We start from the raw sequence: 17,455 nt of genomic DNA, 5'->3' as shown, positions 1-17,455 counted from the left end.
CGAAGCCGACGCGACCGAGGAGTGATCGCGGCCGGTCGTGGAACTATTTTCGTGATCGGCTGTTCGGCTTGGGAAGGGAGCCTGGCAATGGTGCGACGCAATGCAGTGCTTTCGCTCGTGATAGCCGCCATCATCATCATCGGCTTCCTCATAGGATTTCTCTATGCCGACATGGGCTGGCATACCTCGCCACTGAAGCGGGCGCCTGAACAGAACCGGGGCGGTAACGCGCCGACGGATACTTCGCCAGCCGCGGGTGTCCGGAAAAATCCCCAGGAAAACACCGAAATGCCGGGGCAGCAGTAGCGACCTCGAACGGGATCCCGCGCGAAAGGATGTCATGCTGTCAGATCCTACCGTGCTGATCTTGATGTATTTCCTGCTGCCGGTCTGGTTGGCCGCCGGATTTGCCGACTGGATCTGCCATCGCGCCTCTCACATCGAATCGACGACAGGCGCCAAGGAGTCGTTGATCCACCTTCTGATGTTCGCCGAGGTCGGAATACCTTTGCTGGCCGCCATGTTTCTTGACGTGAATGCTCTCATCATTCTCATCATGATCGTCACCTTCTTCGTCCACGAGGCGACAGCGATGTGGGACGTCAGCTACGCCACCACCGCCCGCACCGTCACGCCGATCGAGCAGCACGTTCACAGCTTCCTGGAGATGATCCCGCTGATGGGGCTGGTCAGCGTCATTTCCCTCCACTGGGGACAGTTCCTCGCCTTGTTCGGGGCGGGGACGGAAACCGCGCGCTTCGAACTTGTCTGGAAATCGGAGCAGCTGCCGGTGACCTACATTGCCTGCGTGATGGCCGTGATCCTGATTTTCGAACTGCTTCCCTATCTGGAAGAGCTCGTCAGGGGATTGCGGGCCAATGCCGGGAAACTGATCCCGTCGAAGGCCAGGCGAGGGGATCCGGGCCAGACGACATTGCGTTGACGTGATCGCGCAGCGACACTCCTCCGGCCACTGGCATCGGAATCCAGCCGGTCTGCAATGCCAGGATCGTTGTGCGGAACATTTCTGTCGGGCGAGCCATTGAGAGAGCGGGCATGGCAGCGATGGGGAGTGCGACGATGGGATTTCTATCCGACCTCGACAAGAAATTGACGGACAATGTCTACGAACATGGCAGCCAGCTCACCGATCCCGCCGCGGATCTCCCGCAGACGGTCGGCGAAATTGTCGAACGGCTGATGCCTTTCGTCCAACCTGAGGCGCGCGAGACGGTCAAGGCTCAGATTCTGGGCCTGATCCACGAGTACAAAGCCGAGCGCACCCGGAGCGCCGCCGAGCAGGATCATCCAGACTGAACTACCCGTTCTGGTCTATCGCGTGAGGCGCCGGCTGGCTGCCGCCCCCGCTGCCCGATGTATCGCGCCCGAACCATATCCAAGCCGCGACAAGCACAATCACCACGATGGCTATCCAGGCAATGAGACGGGGCATCGAGGGGTCCTTCCCTGCCAGTCGATCGTTCGGGCGGCGCGGCGATCAGGATGGAAGTCGAACCGCCCGACTCCTCGTTAATCCGATTGCCGATCCTTTGTTCCGCTCGAGCTGGTCCCCGTCGCTGCCGCTTGGCACCTGCCGCGGCCGACAGACTTGCACTCCGTGCTGGGCTCGATCGTGGCCTCGGTTGACGGGGAGGGCGGGCGCGCTAGATCAAAACTTACGCCGAACATGGTTTTCGTTGGTGGGGGAGGTCATTCGTGTGGCGGGTCCAACGCCGGATCTAATTCTTAGCGGTCGTCGCCTTGGCCGCAACAGCGCATGCCTGCTGTTGCTCATGGCCATGTCGACCGCGTGCTCGTCCTCGGACCAGATCGAACAGCAATCCCGAACTGCCGCCTCGACGGCGCAGACCGTATCAATGACGCTTGATGCCTGGGCGGCGGGAGCTGCCCCTTCCAAATATGCTTCGGGCACGCTGCAATCGGCCGGCACGACACTGGCCGATATCGACGCGAAGATCCGATCGGCCACTACGGCTGAACCTGCCGAGCAGGCTGCGTTGGCGGAGGCGGTCAAGGACCTGTCGATCGCGGTGAACCGCGCCCAGGCGGGAGTGCAAGCGGACCGCCGCCCGCAAGTGCAGGAGGCTCAGGAAGATATTCGGACGGCCACGCGCTCCCTGGCCGCCGCTTACTTCAGATATTTCGCGCCGAAGCCATGAAGAAGCTCCTCGAAATATCGCTGAGCATCGTCACCAGTGTTGGCGGCTTCCTGGAAGTCGGATCGATGGCGACGGCAGCCCAGGCAGGTGCGACCTTCGGGTTTCAGCTGATCTGGGCGGTGGTTCTCGGCACCATCTGCATCATTTTTCTGGTCGAGATGGCCGGCCGGTTTGCCGCCGTGAGCCATCACACGATCTCTGACGGGATCCGGGAACGATTTGGCTTCAACGTTTCGCTATGGCCATTGCTTGCCGCCCTGCTGGTCAATTTCATGGTGCTGTCCGCCGAGATCGGTGGTGTTGCCATCGCGCTCGAACTTGCCACCGGCATTGGCTTCCAATGGTGGGCTTTACCCGTGGCTTTGATGGCATGGCTGTTGCTGTGGAAAGGCACGTTCGGACTGATCGAGAAAGGCGTGTCGATACTCGGCCTCGTGACGCTGTGCTTCGTGGTCGCAGCGGTGATGCTGAAGCCCGATTGGACAGCTGTCGCGTCCGGCGCGGTGCCTACACTGCCGGCCCACGACGCGGCGAATTACTGGTACATGGCGGTCAGCATTCTTGGCGCTTCGATATCGCCTTACCTGTTCATGTTCTATTCCTCGGGGGCGATCGAGGACCAGTGGGACAGAAGCTATCTCGGAACCAATCGGGCCATCGCCGGACTGGGCATGGCTTTTGGCGGCACCATTTCGATCGGTGTCTTGATGGTGGCCGCGCTCGTGCTTGCAACGCACGGCATCGATCAGGTCGACGACTATCATCAATTACCATTGATGCTGATCCCGATATTCGGCTTCTGGGGCTTCGTCCTGTTCGTTGCCTCGCTCGCCATCGCTTGCTTCGGCGCCGCACTCGAGGTTGGGCTGCAACAGGCTTATCTCGTGGCGCAAGGGTTTGGATGGAACTGGGGCGAAAACCTCAAGCCACGCGACGATCCTGGCTTCAGTGCCGTCTACACGGTATCATTGTTTCTGGCCGCCATCCCCATCATGCTTGGCCTGGATCCGCTGAAGCTCACCATTTTTTCCATGGCGCTGACCGCCGCCAGCCTGCCGCTGACGGTAATTCCTTTCCTTTTTCTGCTGAACGACAAGCGCTATGTCGGCGAGCACCGCAACGGCATTGTCTCGAATGCCGCGGTGATCTTCATCATCGGGCTTGGTTTCGTGCTCGCCGTGGTGACCATTCCCCTGCAGATATTCGGAGGCACGTGATGGATTTGCTGCGCGACATCCTCGACAAGCAGATCGTCGACCGCGAGCAGGTCAAGATCGGCAAGATCGACGGGCTGGTGGCGGAGTTGCGGCCGGGCAAGCCGCCGAGGATCATCGCGGTCGAGCTCGGCTCCGTCACCTTGGCGCGTCGCCTGGGCGTACGGCCAGGGCGTTGGATGACGCAACTCGCGGCAGCGTGGGGCGGCAAACGCCATCGCAAGCCGCACCGGATCGCCTGGAAGAAGGTCCAGGACATAGGCGTCGACATCCAGTTCGATATCGATGTGCGCGAAACCTCGATCTTCGCCTGGCAGGACTGGCTGCGCGACCATGTCATCGGACGCATTCCGGGAGCTTGATGATGTCCACCGTCAACCTCGAGCATCTGGCCGGACGACGCGTTCTCTCGCGGCAAGGCGAAAGCATCGGCTATATCGAGGAGATACGAGCCGAACCGGCCGGCGACGACTTCGTCGTTACCGAATTCCATGTCGGTATCTACGCCGCTTTCGAGCGTCTCTCGGCCTCGACCATCGGCACGGCGGTGCTGGATTTCTTCCGGTTGCGCCGTCGCGACGGCCTGTACCGTATTCCCTGGGACAAGCTCGACATCTCCGATCCTGCACGGCCGCGGCTGCTGTGTTCGACAACGGAACTTTCCGGCATGAAGGGCGCCCCCGAATTTCATCCACGAGGGAGGCAGGATCGATGACGACCCAGGCGGACGGCCGCGCGAAAGTGCTCGAACCAAGGGTTGTCTGATGCTGTCTGCACTCAGGATGATGCGCCTTACCGCAGCAGGCTGGCTGCCAGGAACACCGCGGCCGCTATCAGCACGAAGGCCGCAATCATCATTAGCGGCCAGTTGCTGCGGGGCTGCAGTTCGGGCTCGTTCTCCACCGGCCGCATCGCGTTGGCGAAGCTGGCATCGTTTTCGAATTTTGGCCGGAGAGAACGCTGCGGACCTGCTTCAGTGACCGGGTTCTGCGTGTCCGCCGCCTCGGCGTCGGTCTCGAACGGGGCAACTGCAGGATCGAATCCGGGCGTTTTGTCCCGTGTGGCTCCGGCCTGAACTTCTCCCCTGGCTGCGGCAGGTGTGGAATTTGAAATCTTGGCCATGAACTCTCCTCGGAACCCAATTCGGCAAGTTCGCTCGGTCGACAGATTGACGCTCATGGGTCGCATTTAAAATCAAATCTCGCAGCCGCCGATTTGTTCCGCACCGCGGTCCCGATGTTGAGGGTCTCCTGGCCGGCTGTGGGGCCTGTCCGAAGGCGCTTGCAGCGCATCGCACGGCGCCGGAACAAAGCCCATCCTGGCTTGTTAGGGCGCATCGTAAGTTCGCGCATCGACAAGGACAAAGCCAATGAAAACGCGACACCTTCTTGCCTCGCTCGCCGCTGCTTCCATGCTTATCGCAATGCCTGCTTTGGCTGCTTCCGACAGCGCTCAGGATTTCGTCGACAAGGCCGCCGTCGGCGGCAAGTTCGAGGTCGATTCGAGCAAGATTGCCCAGGACAAGGCCCAGGATCAAAGCATCAAGAATTTCGCGCAGACGATGATCCGGGACCATGGCGCGGCCAACGCCAAGCTGGAAACAATTGCCGGCGAACAGAAGTTGAAGGTGCCGACGGCGCTCGATGCGCAGCATCAGGCCGATCTGGATAAGCTCCAGAACGCACAGCCGCCAATCGATCCGGCCTATGTGGACATGCAGCGCAAGGCGCACGCCGATGCCGTCAATCTGTTTGAAAGCTACGCCCGCGACGGCGACAACGCGGCCCTCAAGACGTTCGCCCAGCAAACGGTCGGCACCTTGAAGATGCATCGGCAGATGATCGAAAAGATCGCCTCCGCCCAGGACTCCATCACGGGAGCGACAACGCCCGCGGTGAAAACCACGAACACACCCAATGCCGCGGCCCTGGTGCCCGGCGCAAACAGTTTCACCGAGCCCCAGGCAAAGAGCCGCATCGAGGATGCCGGCTATTCCAATGTGTCGAAGCTTGCCAAGGACGATCAAGGCATCTGGCGCGGGCAGGCGACCAAGTCAGGCCAAAGTGTCGCCGTCGGGCTCGACTATCAGGGCAACGTCGTCGCCGACAGCAAATGAGCACGATCAGGAGATATCAAAATGAAAACCGTAACTGCACTGTTCGACAACTATGACGACGCAGCCGACGCGGTCGGCGAACTGGAAGCGTCCGGAGTGCCACATTCCGATATCAGCATCATCGCCAACAACTCGGATGGCTGGTACGAGAGAGATCGTTCCGAAACCGCTGAAGATGCCGCGAGCGGCGCAGGGATAGGGGCCGTGGTCGGTGGCGCCGGCGGTTTGCTGACAGGGTTGGGCGTCATGGCCGTTCCGGGCGTCGGACCTGTGGTTGCGGCCGGATGGCTTGCCGCTACCGCCACCGGGGCGGTTGCCGGCGCGGTGGCTGGTGGTGCGGCGGGCGGTATCATTGGCGCTCTGACGGATTCGGGCGTTTCCGAAAACGATGCAAATGTCTATGCAGAGGGCGTACGTCGTGGCGGTACGCTGGTGACGGCCAAGGTGGACGATGGGCTTGTTCCGGAAGCCGAGGACATTCTGGGTCAGTCCAGCTCGGTTGACGTGATGGAACGCCGCAGGGCTTACGAGGCGGATGGCTGGACCGGCTTTGACGTCAACGCGGGCGACTATGTCCCTGAGCGCGACGGCGGCAGGGCAATAAACCGGCCCTGAAGAACAAGCCTGCCAGGGCGGCGGGGCACTTTGGAGCCAGGCCGGCGTGGGTGCCTCGCCCGAAATTTGATCTTCGGGACATGTGCGAGGGATGTTTGGACCGCTGATCGAGTTTGCTGTGGGCCACGGTAGCTACAATCAATCCTTGTCCTGATGATAGAGCCGATCGGTGGCTCGATCGCTTTCTCTGCGTTCTGCGGGACCGCGGCGACGTCGAGTGACAATGACGTAGGCCAGCAATACGAGCAGCAACAATGGCCCGCCGGCGACGACGATCAACCACATGACGCTTTCAAACATGGGAGGTCTCCTTTCCCTCACAACCGGCAAGGAGAAGAACCGTTCCGCGCGTGGACGACGGCACCTGGATCAATCTGCCTTCAATTGCCGGCCACGTTCGTAGGTTCCGACGAGTTCCGCCTGCTCCAGCAAATGTTTTTGCGCCTCCTGCCAGATACGCTCCACGCCCGTGCTTGCGGGGATAGCAAGGTTCGGCGTGTCGAGCGCCGCCAGCCGGAAGTGGTAGTGATGGACACCGTGGCCCACAGGCGGTTCAGGGCCGTCGTAATAGGCGTTACCGAAATCGTTCCGCGCTTGCCTGAGGGCCTGTGGACCCGGTCTGCCGCTTTCCGCTTCGGGCAACTCCTGCACCTCCGGCGATATGTTGAACACCCCCCAATGGCCGAACATTCCGCTCGGCGCGTCGGGATCCTGGACGACAAGGACGAGGCTCTTTGTGCCGTCCGGTACCCCGGCCCACTTCAGAGGCGGAGATACGTTCTTGCCGTCACGAGTATAGGCTTCGGGGATCTCTCCGCCGTCGGCAAAGGCGGGGCTGCTGAGCGTCAGGGGCATGGTTGGCACTCCTTTGAGGGAACATTCGATCGCATCACCGCCGCGTCGCAAAGCGTGCCGGAATTGTTGCGGTCATCGAATTGCTTGCGAGCACGTTCCGGCGCGGCTCAAGCGCGCTGCGGCTCGAAAGGATTCTAAGATCCCGTCATAAGCGGCTTGAGGACGAATATGGCCAAGAGGCCAATAAAAAACACGGCGGCGATCACGACACCCCAGGTGATGAGCTTTCCGGTACCGCGTTGCTCTTCCTCGCGAGACAGGTCTTCCGGCATTGCGCGGATCCTCCTGTAAGGTTCGATGATTTTAACAACCTGTTTTGTCGAGGTCCCGGCAGCCAAATCCAGAGCAGGACCCGCAGTTCAACTCGAACACACCCCGCTCTGGACAGGAAGGCTGCCGGGCGCTTAGCGCCGGGCTGCCCCGCGGCTAAGCGGCTTTCTCAAGAGCGCGCTCATTGACCCCGCCTTCGCCTAAGCCTGTAAGCGCTTCATCGGTTGCCACTTCCTCTTTGAGCGTCTCGTTGAGGAGCTTGACCGCGTCGCTCTTGCCAAGCTGTTCAGCCCACGCGATCAACGTGCCGTAGCGTGCGATTTCATAGTGCTCGACCGCCTGTGCCGCTCCGACCAGTCCTGCATCCAATGCTGGGTCGCCCTTATAGTCGTCGAGAATCTCCGACCCCTCTTCGAGAATGCCGTCGATTGCCGGACAGGTCTTGCCGCGGGCTGGCTTGTCCATCAGGTCGAACACCTGTTCGAGGCGGTCGACCTGGCCTTCGGTTTCCACGCGATGTTTCTCGAACGCCGCCGCGACCTCCTCGGACTCGGCACCCTTGGCCATCTTGGGCAGCGCCTTTAGTATTTTCTTTTCGGCGTAATAAATATCCTTCAGCCCGTCGAGGAACAGGGCTTCCAGCCCTTTCGTCGCCGCCTTCTTCGCAGTCGCCATGTTTTCGTCTCCCTAAGGTTGTCATGAAAGCTCCACCACCGGTGTAGCTTTCCATAACCTTGAACACGGGCCGTTGTTCCCGCCGGATCGAGACAAAGACAAGGACGGCCGTATCTCACACGATCGCACTGTCCCAGCCGACATAGTGCGCATCGCTTGACGCTGGCTGCGGTCCAGCTACCTCTCACCAGCCGGCTGGAGAGAGTGTGTAGCGGGTTTTTCGACCTTCTAGGTTCGGCCCGCACGCGTGCTGGCGGCCTTCTGCGCTGCTTTCTTTCTTCCGGCAGCACCCTTGGTGCGGACCGCCTTGCGTGCGGCGGCGGACCGGCCTGCAGTGCCCTTCGTCTCCGAGGCTTTCTTGGCTGCGGCCGAGCGCTCCTCGGCCGTCCGGCGCGACGCCGCCTGCTTGGTCTGTCTTGAAAGCGCCTCATGGGATGCCGTGTTCTTCGGCTCGTGCTCGAGAACCTCGGAAACGGCCTTCGAGACCTTGGGGCTGCGTTTTGGCTTACGTTCGCCCTGGCCAACTTCATAGGCGTATTCGGCGCTCTTGCGGGTGCTCTCCTTGACGCTTCGTTTCTTGGGCGGAGGCAGGTCGACGCCTGCGCGGCGCGCCTCCGAAAGGCCGATGGCGATCGCCTGCTTGGTCGAGCGCGCGCCGTGCTTGCCGCGACGGACCTTCTCGATCTCGTCATGCACGAATTCGCCGGCCTGCGTGGTGGGCGATTTACCTTCGCGCTTGTCTTTTTTCGCTTTCTCGATGGTTTTCTTATCCGGCATCGCTTTCTCCTCGTTGGATACAGCGGGACTGGTGGCGGTGCGACGTCGCGACCTCCAGAAAACCTAACGCGTCGATGGCGCAAATGATCCGGAGGAAAAGAGACTTTCTCCGCGAGGATCTATGGGCCGGCCGGACGCCACGAGAGCGCCGACAGCGTCGCGAGGCAGAGTGCTGCAAATACAATCGCGGTATTTACCGCATGAGAATATTCCCATTGCTGCCTGAGCGCTTCCCAGTTTGCAGGAACTGTCGTCCAGTTCTGCGTCGCCTGGTTGGCGGGGAGCGTCCAGACAACGAAGATCGCAAGCATGATCGCGAAACACAGCGCCGCAAGCAGGGCGAGCCAAAACGGCCAAGCCTGTGCGCGCACGGAGATCGCCAGCAGTGCATTCACGATCAGCGCGGCAGGCCAGAGAAAACCGAGAATCGCCCATCCGTAATAGATGCCTTGGACGGTGAAATATTCCGGCTGCGGCAGAGATATCTTGTTGGGAAGAGCGGCGAGATGGGCCCCTGCCGGGATGAGCGCGAGGGCCGAAATGACAATGGCGAGAAATTGCAGAACCTTGACTGTCATGGAAACGTCTCCGCGGAATGACTCTTAATGCGCCGACGGCCCAATCGATCTGGCTCTCGGATGAGTCGAGGGCGATGGCTTTGGCCTCACGCCGGCAGTTGGCGCAGGAACCATTGGATCGCGAAGTCCGCGACGTCTTCCAGCGCGCCGGGCTCCTCGAACAGGTGCGTCGCAGCCGGCACGATGGCCAGCTCCTTTTCACACCGCAGCGCCGCGAACGCCGAACGGTTGAGCGCGATCACCTGCGTGTCTGCGCCGCCGACCACGAGCAGCGTTGGTGCCCGGACGTGGGGCAGGGCAGGTGCCGCAAGATCCGGACGCCCGCCGCGCGAGACGACGGCGACCGCTCGATCCGGGCGCTCTGCCGCAGCCATCAGCGCCGCGGCAGCCCCTGTGCTCGCGCCGAAATAACCGACGCGCAGCGCCGACGTTTCCTCGGACATGTGCAGCCAATCGGTGACCTGAACCAGGCGATCGGCGAGCAAGCGAATGTCGAACCGCAACTCGGCGGTAATCTGGTCGATACGCTCCTCTTCGGTCGTCAACAGGTCGATGAGCAACGTGGCGAGTTCCGCCTCGTTCAGCCGTCCGGCCACATAGCGGTTGCGTGGGCTGTGCCGGCTGCTGCCGCTGCCGTGAGCGAAGAGGACGAGCCCACGGGCTTCCTGCGGCAGCGACAGGTTGCCTGCGAGCATTGCGCCGCCGGCGGGAACCTGCACGGCCTTCTCGTTTGTCTTCAGGACTGAGACCATGGCGATCTCCAATTCAATTGGATCGGGCCCTAAACCCCGAACGGATAGGTCTCCGCGAGCTCGCCGGCGTCCCATTGCGAGCTGCGCTCCAGCGGCTCAACCGCCCGCGTCTCGTCGAAATGCAGCAGCATGTCGAATTGCGCGGCAAGGTCGGCATGGAAGTAGTGGCTGGCCCGTTCGGTCTCAGGGCGGTAGATGACGCCGATCGCGCGCTCCAGGAGCCGTCGCGGCAGGGCTTCGCCGTCGCCGCGCAGATCCAGCTGGAAGCGATCAGCCGGGACTGCATGCAGCAGCGCCTCATAGCTGCGCGCTAGGGCAGGCCGGACAACCTTGCGCTCCGCGGGGCCGTCCCAGTTCGATGCCGCCGTCACCGTTCCTTGATACGTCGTGAAGCCGACGAGAAAGGCGTCGCGCTGATGCTTTTCGCGGATAAGCTGTCCGAGGTTGATCTCGCCATGCAGGCTCCTGTCTGTCGCCCTGGCGTCGCCGAGATGGGAGTTATGCGCCCAAACCACGATCTTCGGCGATCGCCCGAGCCGGCCGAGATGAGCGGTGAGAGCGTCGAACGTCTCGGCCATGTGCCGATCACGCAGGTTCCAGGTCGATTCGGGCGCCAGGAACATGGCGCGATAATAGGCCTCCGCATTCTTCACCAGGCGGGCGTTTTGCTGCGCCGCGAAGAGTTCGTCCGCGATGGCGCCTTCGCGTGGCTCGGCCTTCGCCGGGCGCCACTTCAGCATCTCGACCAGCTGTGCGACCACAGCCTCCTGGCAAGATTTGTCGACCTCATTGCCGGCTATGAAGCCATAAGCCTGCGGGTCAGGGCCGAAATGATCGAAACAGGCATAGCGGCGACGCGCGATCTCCGCCGCGGCCGGGTCGGCCTTTTCGAGATAGCGCAGCACCGCCTTCATCGCGCCATGCAGGGCATAGAGGTCGAGCCCATAGAACCCGACTTTCGGATTGCCCTTGCCGGGCGCTTCATTGTGCCGGCGCAGCCATTCGACAAAATCGACGACGACCCTGTTCCGCCACATCCAGGTCGGGAAGCGTCGGAAATCGGCGAGCGCCTCTTCGGCGTCGATATCCCCGCCTGTTCCCTGAACATAGCGGTTGACCCGGTATGTGTCGGGCCAGTCGGCTTCGACAGCGACGGCGGCAAAACCCTGCTCCTCGATCAGCCGCCGCGTGATCCGCGCGCGCTCCTCATAGAATTCGTGTGTGCCGTGCGAAGCTTCACCGAGCAACACAAAGCGCGCCTCGCCGATCGCCGCCAAGAGCTCGTCGTAGTCTCGCGCGTCTCCGGAGAGCCGAACGACGTGCTTGTGCAATCGGTTTGCCGTATTCTGCGGCGCATCGCGGCCGGACGGTGCGGTTGGTCGCCCCGCCTTGGCGAGAAGGGCGCGGACCTCGTCGTCGCTGGTTTGGGAGAAGTCTTCATACCAGCGCCCGACGCCGATGAGCGGCTGCGGCGTCGTCGCACAGACGACCTCGTCTGCCTCGCTCTCCATCGCCTCGCAGGTGTCGGGACTGCCGACCGGAACGGCCGCAACTATACGGGCAGGCCGCTTTTCGCGCAGCGCCCTGACCGCCGCGCGCATGGTCGACCCAGTGGCGAGCCCATCGTCCACGAGAATGACGATTCGATCCTCCACAAGGAGCGGTACCCGCTCGCCGCGATAGAGGTGCTCGCGGCGTAAAAGCTCCCTCTCCTCGCTGGCAGTGACCGCATCGATGACGTGGGCCGGCACAGCGAGGCCTTCCACGATCTCGTCGTTCAGGACGCGTACGCCGGAGGTCGCGATTGCGCCCATGGCCAACTCTTCGTAACCGGGAACGCCGAGCTTGCGCACGACGAAAACGTCGAGCGGTGCCTTCAATGCCTGTGCGACTTCGTAGGCGACAGGCACGCCGCCGCGCGGCAGCGCCAGCACGGTGACATCATCGCGCGCTGCGAAGTGGCCGAGCTTATCAGCGAGAACGCGTCCTGCCTCGCGACGATCCGAAAAGACAATAGTCATGATCTCAAGCCCAATATTTGCGCCGCGCCCACCCTTTGGGGTCCCGCTGCAAGGCTTTGATTGGCCGAGGCCACACGGGGCGGCAAGGCGTGGCGCAGGCACATCATTGGCGTGTTCGTCGCCAAGAGTTCGAGCGGCGGGCATTCCCAAGTCATCCACCACTGCGCCGATGCTCGGAAACGGCCTAATCCCCCAAGGGTTCCGTGTCGCTCCGGTGCGGCTAGTCCGGATCGCTCCAAAAGCGTTGCCTTTGTTTCCGGAGGGAACAAAGCGGCCTGCCGGAGATTGGGGCACGCAGGAGGAGTTTCCAATGGACAAGGAAGAACTCATAAAGCGACGAGCCTACGAGATCTGGGAGCGCGAAGGCCGCCCGCCGGGCCGAGAGCAGGAGCATTGGGACCAGGCCGTGCAGGAAATAGAGGCGGAAGGATCGGAAGCCGAGCGCGGTCCGGTGGTGCCCGATCCGACCATCGGCAGCGGGTCGGAGCCTCGAAGCTCCTGAAGCGACGTCACTTGCCGCCAAGGAGGAAAAATGCGTCGACCGACTGTTCATTCCGTCGACGCATTCGAGATGGCGTCTCGGTCAACGTCCGAGCAGCGCCCTGAGCCTGGCGAAGATATTGAAACCTTCGCCCATGGCGGCGCGCACGCGAACGGCGACCCACCCGGCTTTCATGGTCGCACCGACGTGGCAATCGCAGACGATGTTGTGCAACTGCCAGTTGGACAGTTCGAAAAAGCGCTTTGCCTCGCCATAGGTGTCGCCTTCCAGACCCTGCGCCCGCAGTATCGGATCTTCGAACGCGACGCTGATGGGGGATTGCACGCAGTAGGCGTTTTCGCGCATGTCGGGGCTCATATATTCGGTGCCCGGAAGCGCTCCGAGGCGCCGTTCAGGATGACGCTCAAGAAGACTTGCCCAGCGCTCCAGGCGTTGGTTCCGCGTCATTGTCGGGCACACCGTATCAACTTCCGCGATTGCGTGTAGTTGTTCGAGTGTATGGGACTTCATGGTCAGCTCCTGTTGATCCAGGTTCCTCCCGCTTCAAGGTGAGTCGCGAGATCACGACAGCGCGCTCGCCGTCGCCGCGCTCCGAACTCTTTGTTGTCGCTGAAGTTCCATCATTTTGAGAATTTGAAGGCTGGTGCGGCGGCAACTCGGCAGACCCCAGGGCCGTTGCGCCACCTCGGTCGGTGCTGGGTCAGCCCCTTCCAACTCCACGCTCCTGGCCCCGGCCGCCTTTCGGCGCAGGAGTGTCGGTGTTCAATGCTGGAGATCGTCGGGCGGGTCCTCCAGGCTCCTGCTGGGGTGAATTTCGTTCGAGAGGGGGATATCCATCGTGCAGATCACCTCGGCATCGGTGAAGCGCAGCGAGCCAGCTCCGCCGATCTCATAGGGCACCACCTTTTCGATCAGCTCGGATCCGAAGCCGCGTCGCGCAGGTATTGCTGCCGGACCATGCAGGTCCTCGATCCAGCGGATCTTCAGCTCCTGTCTGGCGGGCGTGCCACCCACTTTCCAGCTTACGCTGATTGATTTGTCGGCTGCCGACAGCGCGCCATATTTCATCGAGTTGGTGGCGAGTTCGTGGAACGCCAGGCCCAAGGTCTCCGCCGTCTTTCCGGACAAGGAAATATCCGGGCCATCTATGGTGAACTGATCTTCCGTCCGGCCGCCTTGGGACGCAAGCTCGTCAAGGACAAGCATGTCAAGCTGCACGGTGGCCGAGGCCGATCGCATCAGCACATTGTGCGTGCGTGCAAGCGCATTGATGCGGCCCTCGAGGTGAAAGGCATAGTCCTCGACATTGTTGCTGTTTTCAACCGACCGGCGAGCGATCGAACGGACAATGCTCAACGTGTTGCGAACGCGGTGCTGCAATTCGGCGGCAAATGCCTTCGTCGCCTGGAGGCGGTCGCGTGTGACCTGGAGTTCGGCTTCGAGCCGGGCGATATGATCGTCACGTTCGTCCATCTGTTCATCGACATGGCTGAGCCGCATCGACGCGGAAGCATCGCGTTCTTCGGCGGACACACCTTGCGGACGGGAGAATGTACCCGTGACGTCTTTCTTGGGAGGTCTTTTTCCAGCCACCTGTCAGTCTTTCAACCGTTCATCGATCATGCGCGGTGCCAAGCGCATCGTCTCGTCGGCCTTTGGCTCGCGTTCACGCGCCCAGGATTGGCTTTCGTGCCGCCGCGCGGGGTTTTCAGCCGGCGAAAATGATACCGTCGAGCCGGCAGGAGCATTAATGCCGCCGCTGTCGGCGGAAATATGGAGGGCGATCGCAGCGGCCCAGCGGATCGATCGTACCTGCCGATCCGCCGATCAAATCGCGCTTGGCCATCGCTCGCTACCGCCTCCGGTCACGCCGAACCGGCAGAAGCAGGCCAGGTTCCCTATGATGTTTCATTTTTGCGCTCCACTCGATGAGGCCGTGCCTGATCATGCAAAAGGCTCCCTGACGTCCAACAGATGAAGGTAATCAGGATTGAAAAAGGCCGCCGCCTCCAGTTTCGCCAGGTTCTTGATCGTTACAGTGCCGTTGTTGAACGAAATGAGGCCGTCGCGCCTGAGATCCTGAAGCGTACGGTTGATGTGCACGTTCGAAAGACCGAGCGTATCGCCCAGGGTCGCCTGGGTTACCGGTAGGGGATAGCTCTTGCCGGCCGTTTCACCAATTGCGTGAAGCCTGTGGAACAGCTCGCAAAAAAGGTGAGCCATCCGCTCATAAGCAGTCCGCTGGCCGATGTTGACGACCCATTCGCGGGTGATCGCCTCGTCGAGCAGCGTGGTCCACCAGAGCGCACGCGTAAGATTGGGATAGCTGTTGGTGAAGCCGAGGATGGCGCTCTGCGGGATCGCCGCAACCTTGGAGCGGCTGAGAGCACCGATCGAGTGGTCCATGCGCCGCAGCAGGAACACGTGAAGATCGCAAAGGTCGCCCGGCACCAAATAGGCAAGGATCTGTCGCCGACCGTCTTCGAGAATCTTGTAGCGGCAGGCAAATCCTTCGAGCAGCAGGTTGACCCCGCCTGTCCGGTCGCCCCTTTGGATGACGTCATCGCCGGCGGCGAATTCGGCGACCTTTGTTGTCGCGCTCTCGATGGCGTCGCATTCTTCCACGGACAGGACCGTGAAATTGGACAGCTTGCGGATAAGCGGGTGCCGCGCGGTCTTCGCTCTCAGGCCAACCGCCGGCTCGCTTCTCTCGTTCATCGCGTATCGTGTGCCGTCGCGGCAACGAACTCGACAATGCTGCCGAATTCCAGAGGCTTTTCAAATCGCCTGATCCCGCCGAGCTCTGCTGGAATGGCCGTCTGATCATAGCCGGTGGCGAAGGCGATCGGAACGCCTTTCGCCAACGACTCGCGGGCAATCTCGAATGTCTGCTCGCCGCGCAAGTTGATATCGAGAATCGCAAAATCGCATTGACCGCTGTTCAGCAATTCGATTGCGGGCTCGACCGTGGCGACCGGGCCGAGCACTGTCGCCCCTTGTGTGACCAGAGCCTTACGCAGGTCATCGGCGAGAAAATATTCGTCTTCCACGATCAAAACGCGAATCCCGCCCAGAAAGGCTGATTTCGCCGCTTCCCCGTCCATGGTGCAAGCACTCTCCCTTTGCGGCGGCCATCACTTGGGACACTACACCGCAACCCGCTGCACTCCCAGTTATATTTCCACCGATGCAGCGGAGGTGAACTCCAAAGCCACCGCCAGCCCCTATTCCTGAATCGACATCTTTTTCGTCTGCCGTTTTAACAATTGTGATGGCAGGTTTCGGTGTCCGTCAACACAGTGAGAAAAACGGGGAAATAAGGAGGAGGAACCGATGCCTGTGATCGATATGACCTCGAAGGAACTGATCCGGGCCATCGATCACTACATCAATTCCCGCAGAAATCTCGAATGGCCAATTTCCACGGCGCAGGCGGTGTCAGCCATCCGTTACGAACTGCCAGAATGCACTCTCTCCGACAAAGAACTGGCGGACATTGTTGCCAGCTCAGCAATTCAAAAGCATCGCAACATCGCATTTGACCTGCAGTCGTAGCCATGCTCATGCATGTCGCCCAAAACGCCTCGGTTTGGAACAAAGACATGCATGAAAACAGAAACCTGACACAGGTCGCCCGCCTCGACGCATGCCGGGGCGGGCGCTTTGGAACATGCGGTCATTGAAGGACCTGGACGATTTTCCGGGTTTCCGGGTCGACCAGAACTGTTCGATTGTCGACCACGACGTAGCGGTATTTCACATCGGGAACTTCATGAAGTTCGACCGTATCAGGCACGGTGGATCCGACATTGAGTTCCACGCCGGGCAGTTGGACCGAGGCCAGCGGCTGCTTCTTCACATACTCCTTGATAACGGTTTCTTGCTCCGGCTGGATGACCACATCTTGCGCCGCGGCCGCTCCGGCCCCCGCAAGAAACAGGATGCCCACTGCCGTTCCCAGTAGATATTTTTCCACTTCTGTCTCCATCAGATGTTGGGCAGGGCGCCAAGCCGACGACGCCACCGGCGTTTCGGCAGGTGCGCCCTATGCGCCGAACTTCGCAAAATGCCGGCAGTTCCATCCGCTCCGGAATATATTAGCCTTCGGTGGAACAATCACGGGGTGGCAAAGTTTTGCCGCGAAGGGACTGCCATCCTAGGAGATTTCCCATGAGAACCACTCTGATCACCAGCATGTTAGCGCTTACCCTCGGATGTGGGGCGGCAATCGCGCAGACCCAGCAGCAGTCGGGCGAAGCGGCCCAATCGGGTGGGGCAGACACTTGCGCAGCCGGCTCGGCCAATTGCCAGAAGGGCGGCAGCACCGAGCAGCAGACGCAAGGCAAGGCCGGCATGAAGACCGACGAGCAGGCGCAAGGCAAAGCCGGAGCGAAGACCGATGAGCAGGCGCAGGGCAAGGCGGGCGTGAAGACCGATCAGCAGGCGCAAGGCAAGCCCCGCATGAAGACCGACGAGCAGGCGCAGGGCAAGGCCGGTACGACTACCGATCAGCAAGCGCAGGGCAAGGCCGGTACGACTACCGACCAGAGTTCAACCGCTTCAATCAACAATATATCCGTCGAGCAGAAGACCGAAATCACCAACGTCATCCGCGAGACGAAGGTGGAACCGGTCTCGAACCTCGACGTGGACATTTCGGTCGGCGTGAAAGTGCCGAAGCAGAAGGTGCGGCTGCATCGACTTCCGCACCGGATCGTCGAAATCGTTCCTGCCTATGAGAGCTATGAATATTTCCTCCTGGCCGATGGCAGGATTGTTATTGTCGATCCGAACTCATATGAGATCGTCGCTATCCTGAGTTAGGAACCGAGCCGACTAACAAAAGCCCGCTCTCCATCGAAAGCGGGCTTTTGCGGCGCCTTCGGGCTCGAAAAATGTC

At 61.2% G+C, this 17,455-nt stretch carries 27 protein-coding genes; 13 read left to right on the top strand and 14 right to left on the bottom strand.

What is annotated here, in order from left to right:
• The first annotated feature begins 87 nt into the window (after positions 1–87).
• From FJ443_RS07425 to FJ443_RS07395, 7 genes are all read left to right on the top strand, one after another.
• On the top strand, positions 88–306 hold the full coding sequence (locus FJ443_RS07425) for a hypothetical protein (protein WP_140497436.1): 219 nt from the start codon (positions 88–90) through the stop codon (positions 304–306).
• Positions 307–340: 34 nt separating this feature from the next.
• Positions 341–943: a diguanylate cyclase gene (locus tag FJ443_RS07420; protein WP_140525123.1), complete on the top strand. Its 603-nt coding sequence runs from the start codon at positions 341–343 to the stop codon at positions 941–943.
• Between the two features lie 137 nt (positions 944–1,080).
• Positions 1,081–1,317 carry a hypothetical protein gene (locus FJ443_RS07415; RefSeq protein ID WP_140663334.1) on the top strand — a complete coding sequence of 79 codons (237 nt, stop codon included), beginning with the start codon at positions 1,081–1,083 and terminating at the stop codon, positions 1,315–1,317.
• Positions 1,318–1,793: 476 nt separating this feature from the next.
• Complete coding sequence (locus FJ443_RS07410) at positions 1,794–2,180, top strand: hypothetical protein (RefSeq protein ID WP_224647132.1); 387 nt, start codon at positions 1,794–1,796, stop codon at positions 2,178–2,180.
• The gene (locus tag FJ443_RS07405) at positions 2,177–3,397 is read left to right on the top strand and encodes an Nramp family divalent metal transporter (protein WP_140663330.1); all 1,221 of its coding nucleotides are present in this window, start codon (positions 2,177–2,179) and stop codon (positions 3,395–3,397) included. The genes FJ443_RS07410 and FJ443_RS07405 overlap by 4 nt, the downstream gene beginning before the upstream one ends.
• Positions 3,397–3,756 carry a hypothetical protein gene (locus tag FJ443_RS07400; RefSeq protein WP_140515218.1) on the top strand — a complete coding sequence of 120 codons (360 nt, stop codon included), beginning with the start codon at positions 3,397–3,399 and terminating at the stop codon, positions 3,754–3,756. Before FJ443_RS07405 ends, FJ443_RS07400 begins: the two co-directional genes overlap by 1 nt.
• The gene (locus FJ443_RS07395; protein WP_246681198.1) at positions 3,756–4,109 is read left to right on the top strand and encodes a hypothetical protein; all 354 of its coding nucleotides are present in this window, start codon (positions 3,756–3,758) and stop codon (positions 4,107–4,109) included. The genes FJ443_RS07400 and FJ443_RS07395 overlap by 1 nt, the downstream gene beginning before the upstream one ends.
• A 77-nt stretch (positions 4,110–4,186) precedes the next feature.
• Here FJ443_RS07395 and FJ443_RS07390 read toward each other — a convergent pair whose 3' ends face one another.
• On the bottom strand, positions 4,187–4,516 hold the full coding sequence (locus FJ443_RS07390) for a hypothetical protein (RefSeq protein ID WP_140655472.1): 330 nt from the start codon (positions 4,514–4,516) through the stop codon (positions 4,187–4,189).
• Positions 4,517–4,763: 247 nt separating this feature from the next.
• Between FJ443_RS07390 and FJ443_RS07385 the strand changes: the two genes are divergently transcribed.
• Together FJ443_RS07385 and FJ443_RS07380 are read left to right on the top strand one after the other, a co-directional pair.
• Complete coding sequence (locus FJ443_RS07385) at positions 4,764–5,510, top strand: DUF4142 domain-containing protein (RefSeq protein ID WP_140623783.1); 747 nt, start codon at positions 4,764–4,766, stop codon at positions 5,508–5,510.
• Positions 5,511–5,531: 21 nt separating this feature from the next.
• Positions 5,532–6,125 (top strand): general stress protein, encoded by a 594-nt coding sequence (locus FJ443_RS07380; protein WP_140623781.1) that lies wholly within the window; start codon positions 5,532–5,534, stop codon positions 6,123–6,125.
• Between the two features lie 138 nt (positions 6,126–6,263).
• On the opposite strand, the gene FJ443_RS07375 is transcribed toward FJ443_RS07380, so the two are convergent.
• From FJ443_RS07375 to FJ443_RS07345, 8 genes are all read right to left on the bottom strand, one after another.
• A complete protein-coding gene (locus tag FJ443_RS07375) occupies positions 6,264–6,425 on the bottom strand; it encodes a hypothetical protein (protein ID WP_140497454.1) in 162 nt (53 codons plus the stop codon).
• A 69-nt stretch (positions 6,426–6,494) separates the two neighbouring features.
• Positions 6,495–6,980, bottom strand: a complete 486-nt coding sequence (locus FJ443_RS07370) for a YbhB/YbcL family Raf kinase inhibitor-like protein (protein WP_140525118.1) — start codon at positions 6,978–6,980, stop codon at positions 6,495–6,497.
• Positions 6,981–7,114: 134 nt separating this feature from the next.
• Positions 7,115–7,252 (bottom strand): hypothetical protein, encoded by a 138-nt coding sequence (locus FJ443_RS31100; protein WP_181167175.1) that lies wholly within the window; start codon positions 7,250–7,252, stop codon positions 7,115–7,117.
• A 154-nt stretch (positions 7,253–7,406) separates the two neighbouring features.
• Positions 7,407–7,925: a ferritin-like domain-containing protein gene (locus tag FJ443_RS07365; protein WP_140497458.1), complete on the bottom strand. Its 519-nt coding sequence runs from the start codon at positions 7,923–7,925 to the stop codon at positions 7,407–7,409.
• 228 nt (positions 7,926–8,153) lie between these two features.
• On the bottom strand, positions 8,154–8,702 hold the full coding sequence (locus tag FJ443_RS07360; RefSeq protein ID WP_140655477.1) for a DUF6496 domain-containing protein: 549 nt from the start codon (positions 8,700–8,702) through the stop codon (positions 8,154–8,156).
• A 119-nt stretch (positions 8,703–8,821) separates the two neighbouring features.
• Entirely contained in the window at positions 8,822–9,280 is a 459-nt protein-coding gene (locus tag FJ443_RS07355) for a DUF1772 domain-containing protein (protein ID WP_140497462.1), read from the bottom strand.
• 86 nt (positions 9,281–9,366) lie between these two features.
• Positions 9,367–10,032 (bottom strand): dienelactone hydrolase family protein, encoded by a 666-nt coding sequence (locus FJ443_RS07350; RefSeq protein WP_140497464.1) that lies wholly within the window; start codon positions 10,030–10,032, stop codon positions 9,367–9,369.
• A gap of 29 nt (positions 10,033–10,061) precedes the next feature.
• Entirely contained in the window at positions 10,062–12,053 is a 1,992-nt protein-coding gene (locus tag FJ443_RS07345) for an erythromycin esterase family protein (protein WP_246681197.1), read from the bottom strand.
• A 310-nt stretch (positions 12,054–12,363) separates the two neighbouring features.
• On the opposite strand from FJ443_RS07345, the gene FJ443_RS07340 reads away from it, so the two are divergent.
• Positions 12,364–12,555: a DUF2934 domain-containing protein gene (locus FJ443_RS07340; protein ID WP_140497466.1), complete on the top strand. Its 192-nt coding sequence runs from the start codon at positions 12,364–12,366 to the stop codon at positions 12,553–12,555.
• An 81-nt stretch (positions 12,556–12,636) separates the two neighbouring features.
• On the opposite strand, the gene FJ443_RS07335 is transcribed toward FJ443_RS07340, so the two are convergent.
• Entirely contained in the window at positions 12,637–13,065 is a 429-nt protein-coding gene (locus tag FJ443_RS07335) for a hypothetical protein (protein WP_140515225.1), read from the bottom strand.
• A 252-nt stretch (positions 13,066–13,317) separates the two neighbouring features.
• Entirely contained in the window at positions 13,318–13,659 is a 342-nt protein-coding gene (locus FJ443_RS31580) for a sensor histidine kinase (protein WP_224519092.1), read from the bottom strand.
• On the opposite strand from FJ443_RS31580, the gene FJ443_RS31575 reads away from it, so the two are divergent.
• The gene (locus FJ443_RS31575) at positions 13,642–14,280 is read left to right on the top strand and encodes a hypothetical protein (RefSeq protein WP_246675703.1); all 639 of its coding nucleotides are present in this window, start codon (positions 13,642–13,644) and stop codon (positions 14,278–14,280) included. The two genes, FJ443_RS31580 and FJ443_RS31575, sit on opposite strands and share 18 nt — an antisense overlap.
• Before the next feature lie 219 nt (positions 14,281–14,499).
• Here FJ443_RS31575 and FJ443_RS07325 read toward each other — a convergent pair whose 3' ends face one another.
• On the bottom strand, positions 14,500–15,273 hold the full coding sequence (locus tag FJ443_RS07325; RefSeq protein WP_140497473.1) for a Crp/Fnr family transcriptional regulator: 774 nt from the start codon (positions 15,271–15,273) through the stop codon (positions 14,500–14,502).
• Positions 15,270–15,659: a response regulator gene (locus tag FJ443_RS07320; protein WP_140655479.1), complete on the bottom strand. Its 390-nt coding sequence runs from the start codon at positions 15,657–15,659 to the stop codon at positions 15,270–15,272. Before FJ443_RS07320 ends, FJ443_RS07325 begins: the two co-directional genes overlap by 4 nt.
• A 229-nt stretch (positions 15,660–15,888) precedes the next feature.
• On the opposite strand from FJ443_RS07320, the gene FJ443_RS07315 reads away from it, so the two are divergent.
• Positions 15,889–16,110 (top strand): hypothetical protein, encoded by a 222-nt coding sequence (locus FJ443_RS07315; protein ID WP_140497477.1) that lies wholly within the window; start codon positions 15,889–15,891, stop codon positions 16,108–16,110.
• Positions 16,111–16,231: 121 nt separating this feature from the next.
• On the opposite strand, the gene FJ443_RS07310 is transcribed toward FJ443_RS07315, so the two are convergent.
• Positions 16,232–16,531, bottom strand: coding sequence for a DUF1236 domain-containing protein (locus tag FJ443_RS07310; RefSeq protein ID WP_224519082.1), 300 nt, complete (start codon positions 16,529–16,531; stop codon positions 16,232–16,234).
• A 194-nt stretch (positions 16,532–16,725) separates the two neighbouring features.
• Between FJ443_RS07310 and FJ443_RS07305 the strand changes: the two genes are divergently transcribed.
• On the top strand, positions 16,726–17,379 hold the full coding sequence (locus FJ443_RS07305) for a DUF1236 domain-containing protein (protein WP_140663327.1): 654 nt from the start codon (positions 16,726–16,728) through the stop codon (positions 17,377–17,379).
• The last annotated feature ends 76 nt before the right edge of the window (positions 17,380–17,455 follow it).

Origin of the sequence: Mesorhizobium sp. B2-6-1 (assembly GCF_006440475.1) — a bacterium.
GTDB lineage: Bacteria > Pseudomonadota > Alphaproteobacteria > Rhizobiales > Rhizobiaceae > Mesorhizobium.
This window is presented reverse-complemented; position numbering and strand designations above follow the sequence as displayed.

What these genes read in the sequence shown, in the direction of transcription:
- FJ443_RS07375 (WP_140497454.1), bottom strand. Translation starts at nt 6,425, where the DNA reads ATGTTTGAAAGCGTCATGTGGTTGATCGTCGTCGCCGGCGGGCCATTG.
- FJ443_RS07390 (WP_140655472.1), bottom strand. Translation starts at nt 4,516, where the DNA reads ATGGCCAAGATTTCAAATTCCACACCTGCCGCAGCCAGGGGAGAAGTT.
- FJ443_RS07320 (WP_140655479.1), bottom strand. Translation starts at nt 15,659, where the DNA reads ATGGACGGGGAAGCGGCGAAATCAGCCTTTCTGGGCGGGATTCGCGTT.
- FJ443_RS07415 (WP_140663334.1), top strand. Translation starts at nt 1,081, where the DNA reads ATGGGATTTCTATCCGACCTCGACAAGAAATTGACGGACAATGTCTAC.
- FJ443_RS07325 (WP_140497473.1), bottom strand. Translation starts at nt 15,273, where the DNA reads ATGAACGAGAGAAGCGAGCCGGCGGTTGGCCTGAGAGCGAAGACCGCG.
- FJ443_RS07355 (WP_140497462.1), bottom strand. Translation starts at nt 9,280, where the DNA reads ATGACAGTCAAGGTTCTGCAATTTCTCGCCATTGTCATTTCGGCCCTC.
- FJ443_RS07345 (WP_246681197.1), bottom strand. Translation starts at nt 12,053, where the DNA reads ATGACTATTGTCTTTTCGGATCGTCGCGAGGCAGGACGCGTTCTCGCT.
- FJ443_RS07335 (WP_140515225.1), bottom strand. Translation starts at nt 13,065, where the DNA reads ATGAAGTCCCATACACTCGAACAACTACACGCAATCGCGGAAGTTGAT.
- FJ443_RS07410 (WP_224647132.1), top strand. Translation starts at nt 1,794, where the DNA reads ATGGCCATGTCGACCGCGTGCTCGTCCTCGGACCAGATCGAACAGCAA.
- FJ443_RS07395 (WP_246681198.1), top strand. Translation starts at nt 3,756, where the DNA reads ATGATGTCCACCGTCAACCTCGAGCATCTGGCCGGACGACGCGTTCTC.
- FJ443_RS07305 (WP_140663327.1), top strand. Translation starts at nt 16,726, where the DNA reads ATGAGAACCACTCTGATCACCAGCATGTTAGCGCTTACCCTCGGATGT.
- FJ443_RS07385 (WP_140623783.1), top strand. Translation starts at nt 4,764, where the DNA reads ATGAAAACGCGACACCTTCTTGCCTCGCTCGCCGCTGCTTCCATGCTT.
- FJ443_RS07350 (WP_140497464.1), bottom strand. Translation starts at nt 10,032, where the DNA reads ATGGTCTCAGTCCTGAAGACAAACGAGAAGGCCGTGCAGGTTCCCGCC.
- FJ443_RS07405 (WP_140663330.1), top strand. Translation starts at nt 2,177, where the DNA reads ATGAAGAAGCTCCTCGAAATATCGCTGAGCATCGTCACCAGTGTTGGC.
- FJ443_RS07315 (WP_140497477.1), top strand. Translation starts at nt 15,889, where the DNA reads ATGCCTGTGATCGATATGACCTCGAAGGAACTGATCCGGGCCATCGAT.
- FJ443_RS07400 (WP_140515218.1), top strand. Translation starts at nt 3,397, where the DNA reads ATGGATTTGCTGCGCGACATCCTCGACAAGCAGATCGTCGACCGCGAG.
- FJ443_RS07365 (WP_140497458.1), bottom strand. Translation starts at nt 7,925, where the DNA reads ATGGCGACTGCGAAGAAGGCGGCGACGAAAGGGCTGGAAGCCCTGTTC.
- FJ443_RS07420 (WP_140525123.1), top strand. Translation starts at nt 341, where the DNA reads ATGCTGTCAGATCCTACCGTGCTGATCTTGATGTATTTCCTGCTGCCG.
- FJ443_RS07380 (WP_140623781.1), top strand. Translation starts at nt 5,532, where the DNA reads ATGAAAACCGTAACTGCACTGTTCGACAACTATGACGACGCAGCCGAC.
- FJ443_RS07360 (WP_140655477.1), bottom strand. Translation starts at nt 8,702, where the DNA reads ATGCCGGATAAGAAAACCATCGAGAAAGCGAAAAAAGACAAGCGCGAA.
- FJ443_RS31100 (WP_181167175.1), bottom strand. Translation starts at nt 7,252, where the DNA reads ATGCCGGAAGACCTGTCTCGCGAGGAAGAGCAACGCGGTACCGGAAAG.
- FJ443_RS07340 (WP_140497466.1), top strand. Translation starts at nt 12,364, where the DNA reads ATGGACAAGGAAGAACTCATAAAGCGACGAGCCTACGAGATCTGGGAG.
- FJ443_RS07425 (WP_140497436.1), top strand. Translation starts at nt 88, where the DNA reads ATGGTGCGACGCAATGCAGTGCTTTCGCTCGTGATAGCCGCCATCATC.
- FJ443_RS07370 (WP_140525118.1), bottom strand. Translation starts at nt 6,980, where the DNA reads ATGCCCCTGACGCTCAGCAGCCCCGCCTTTGCCGACGGCGGAGAGATC.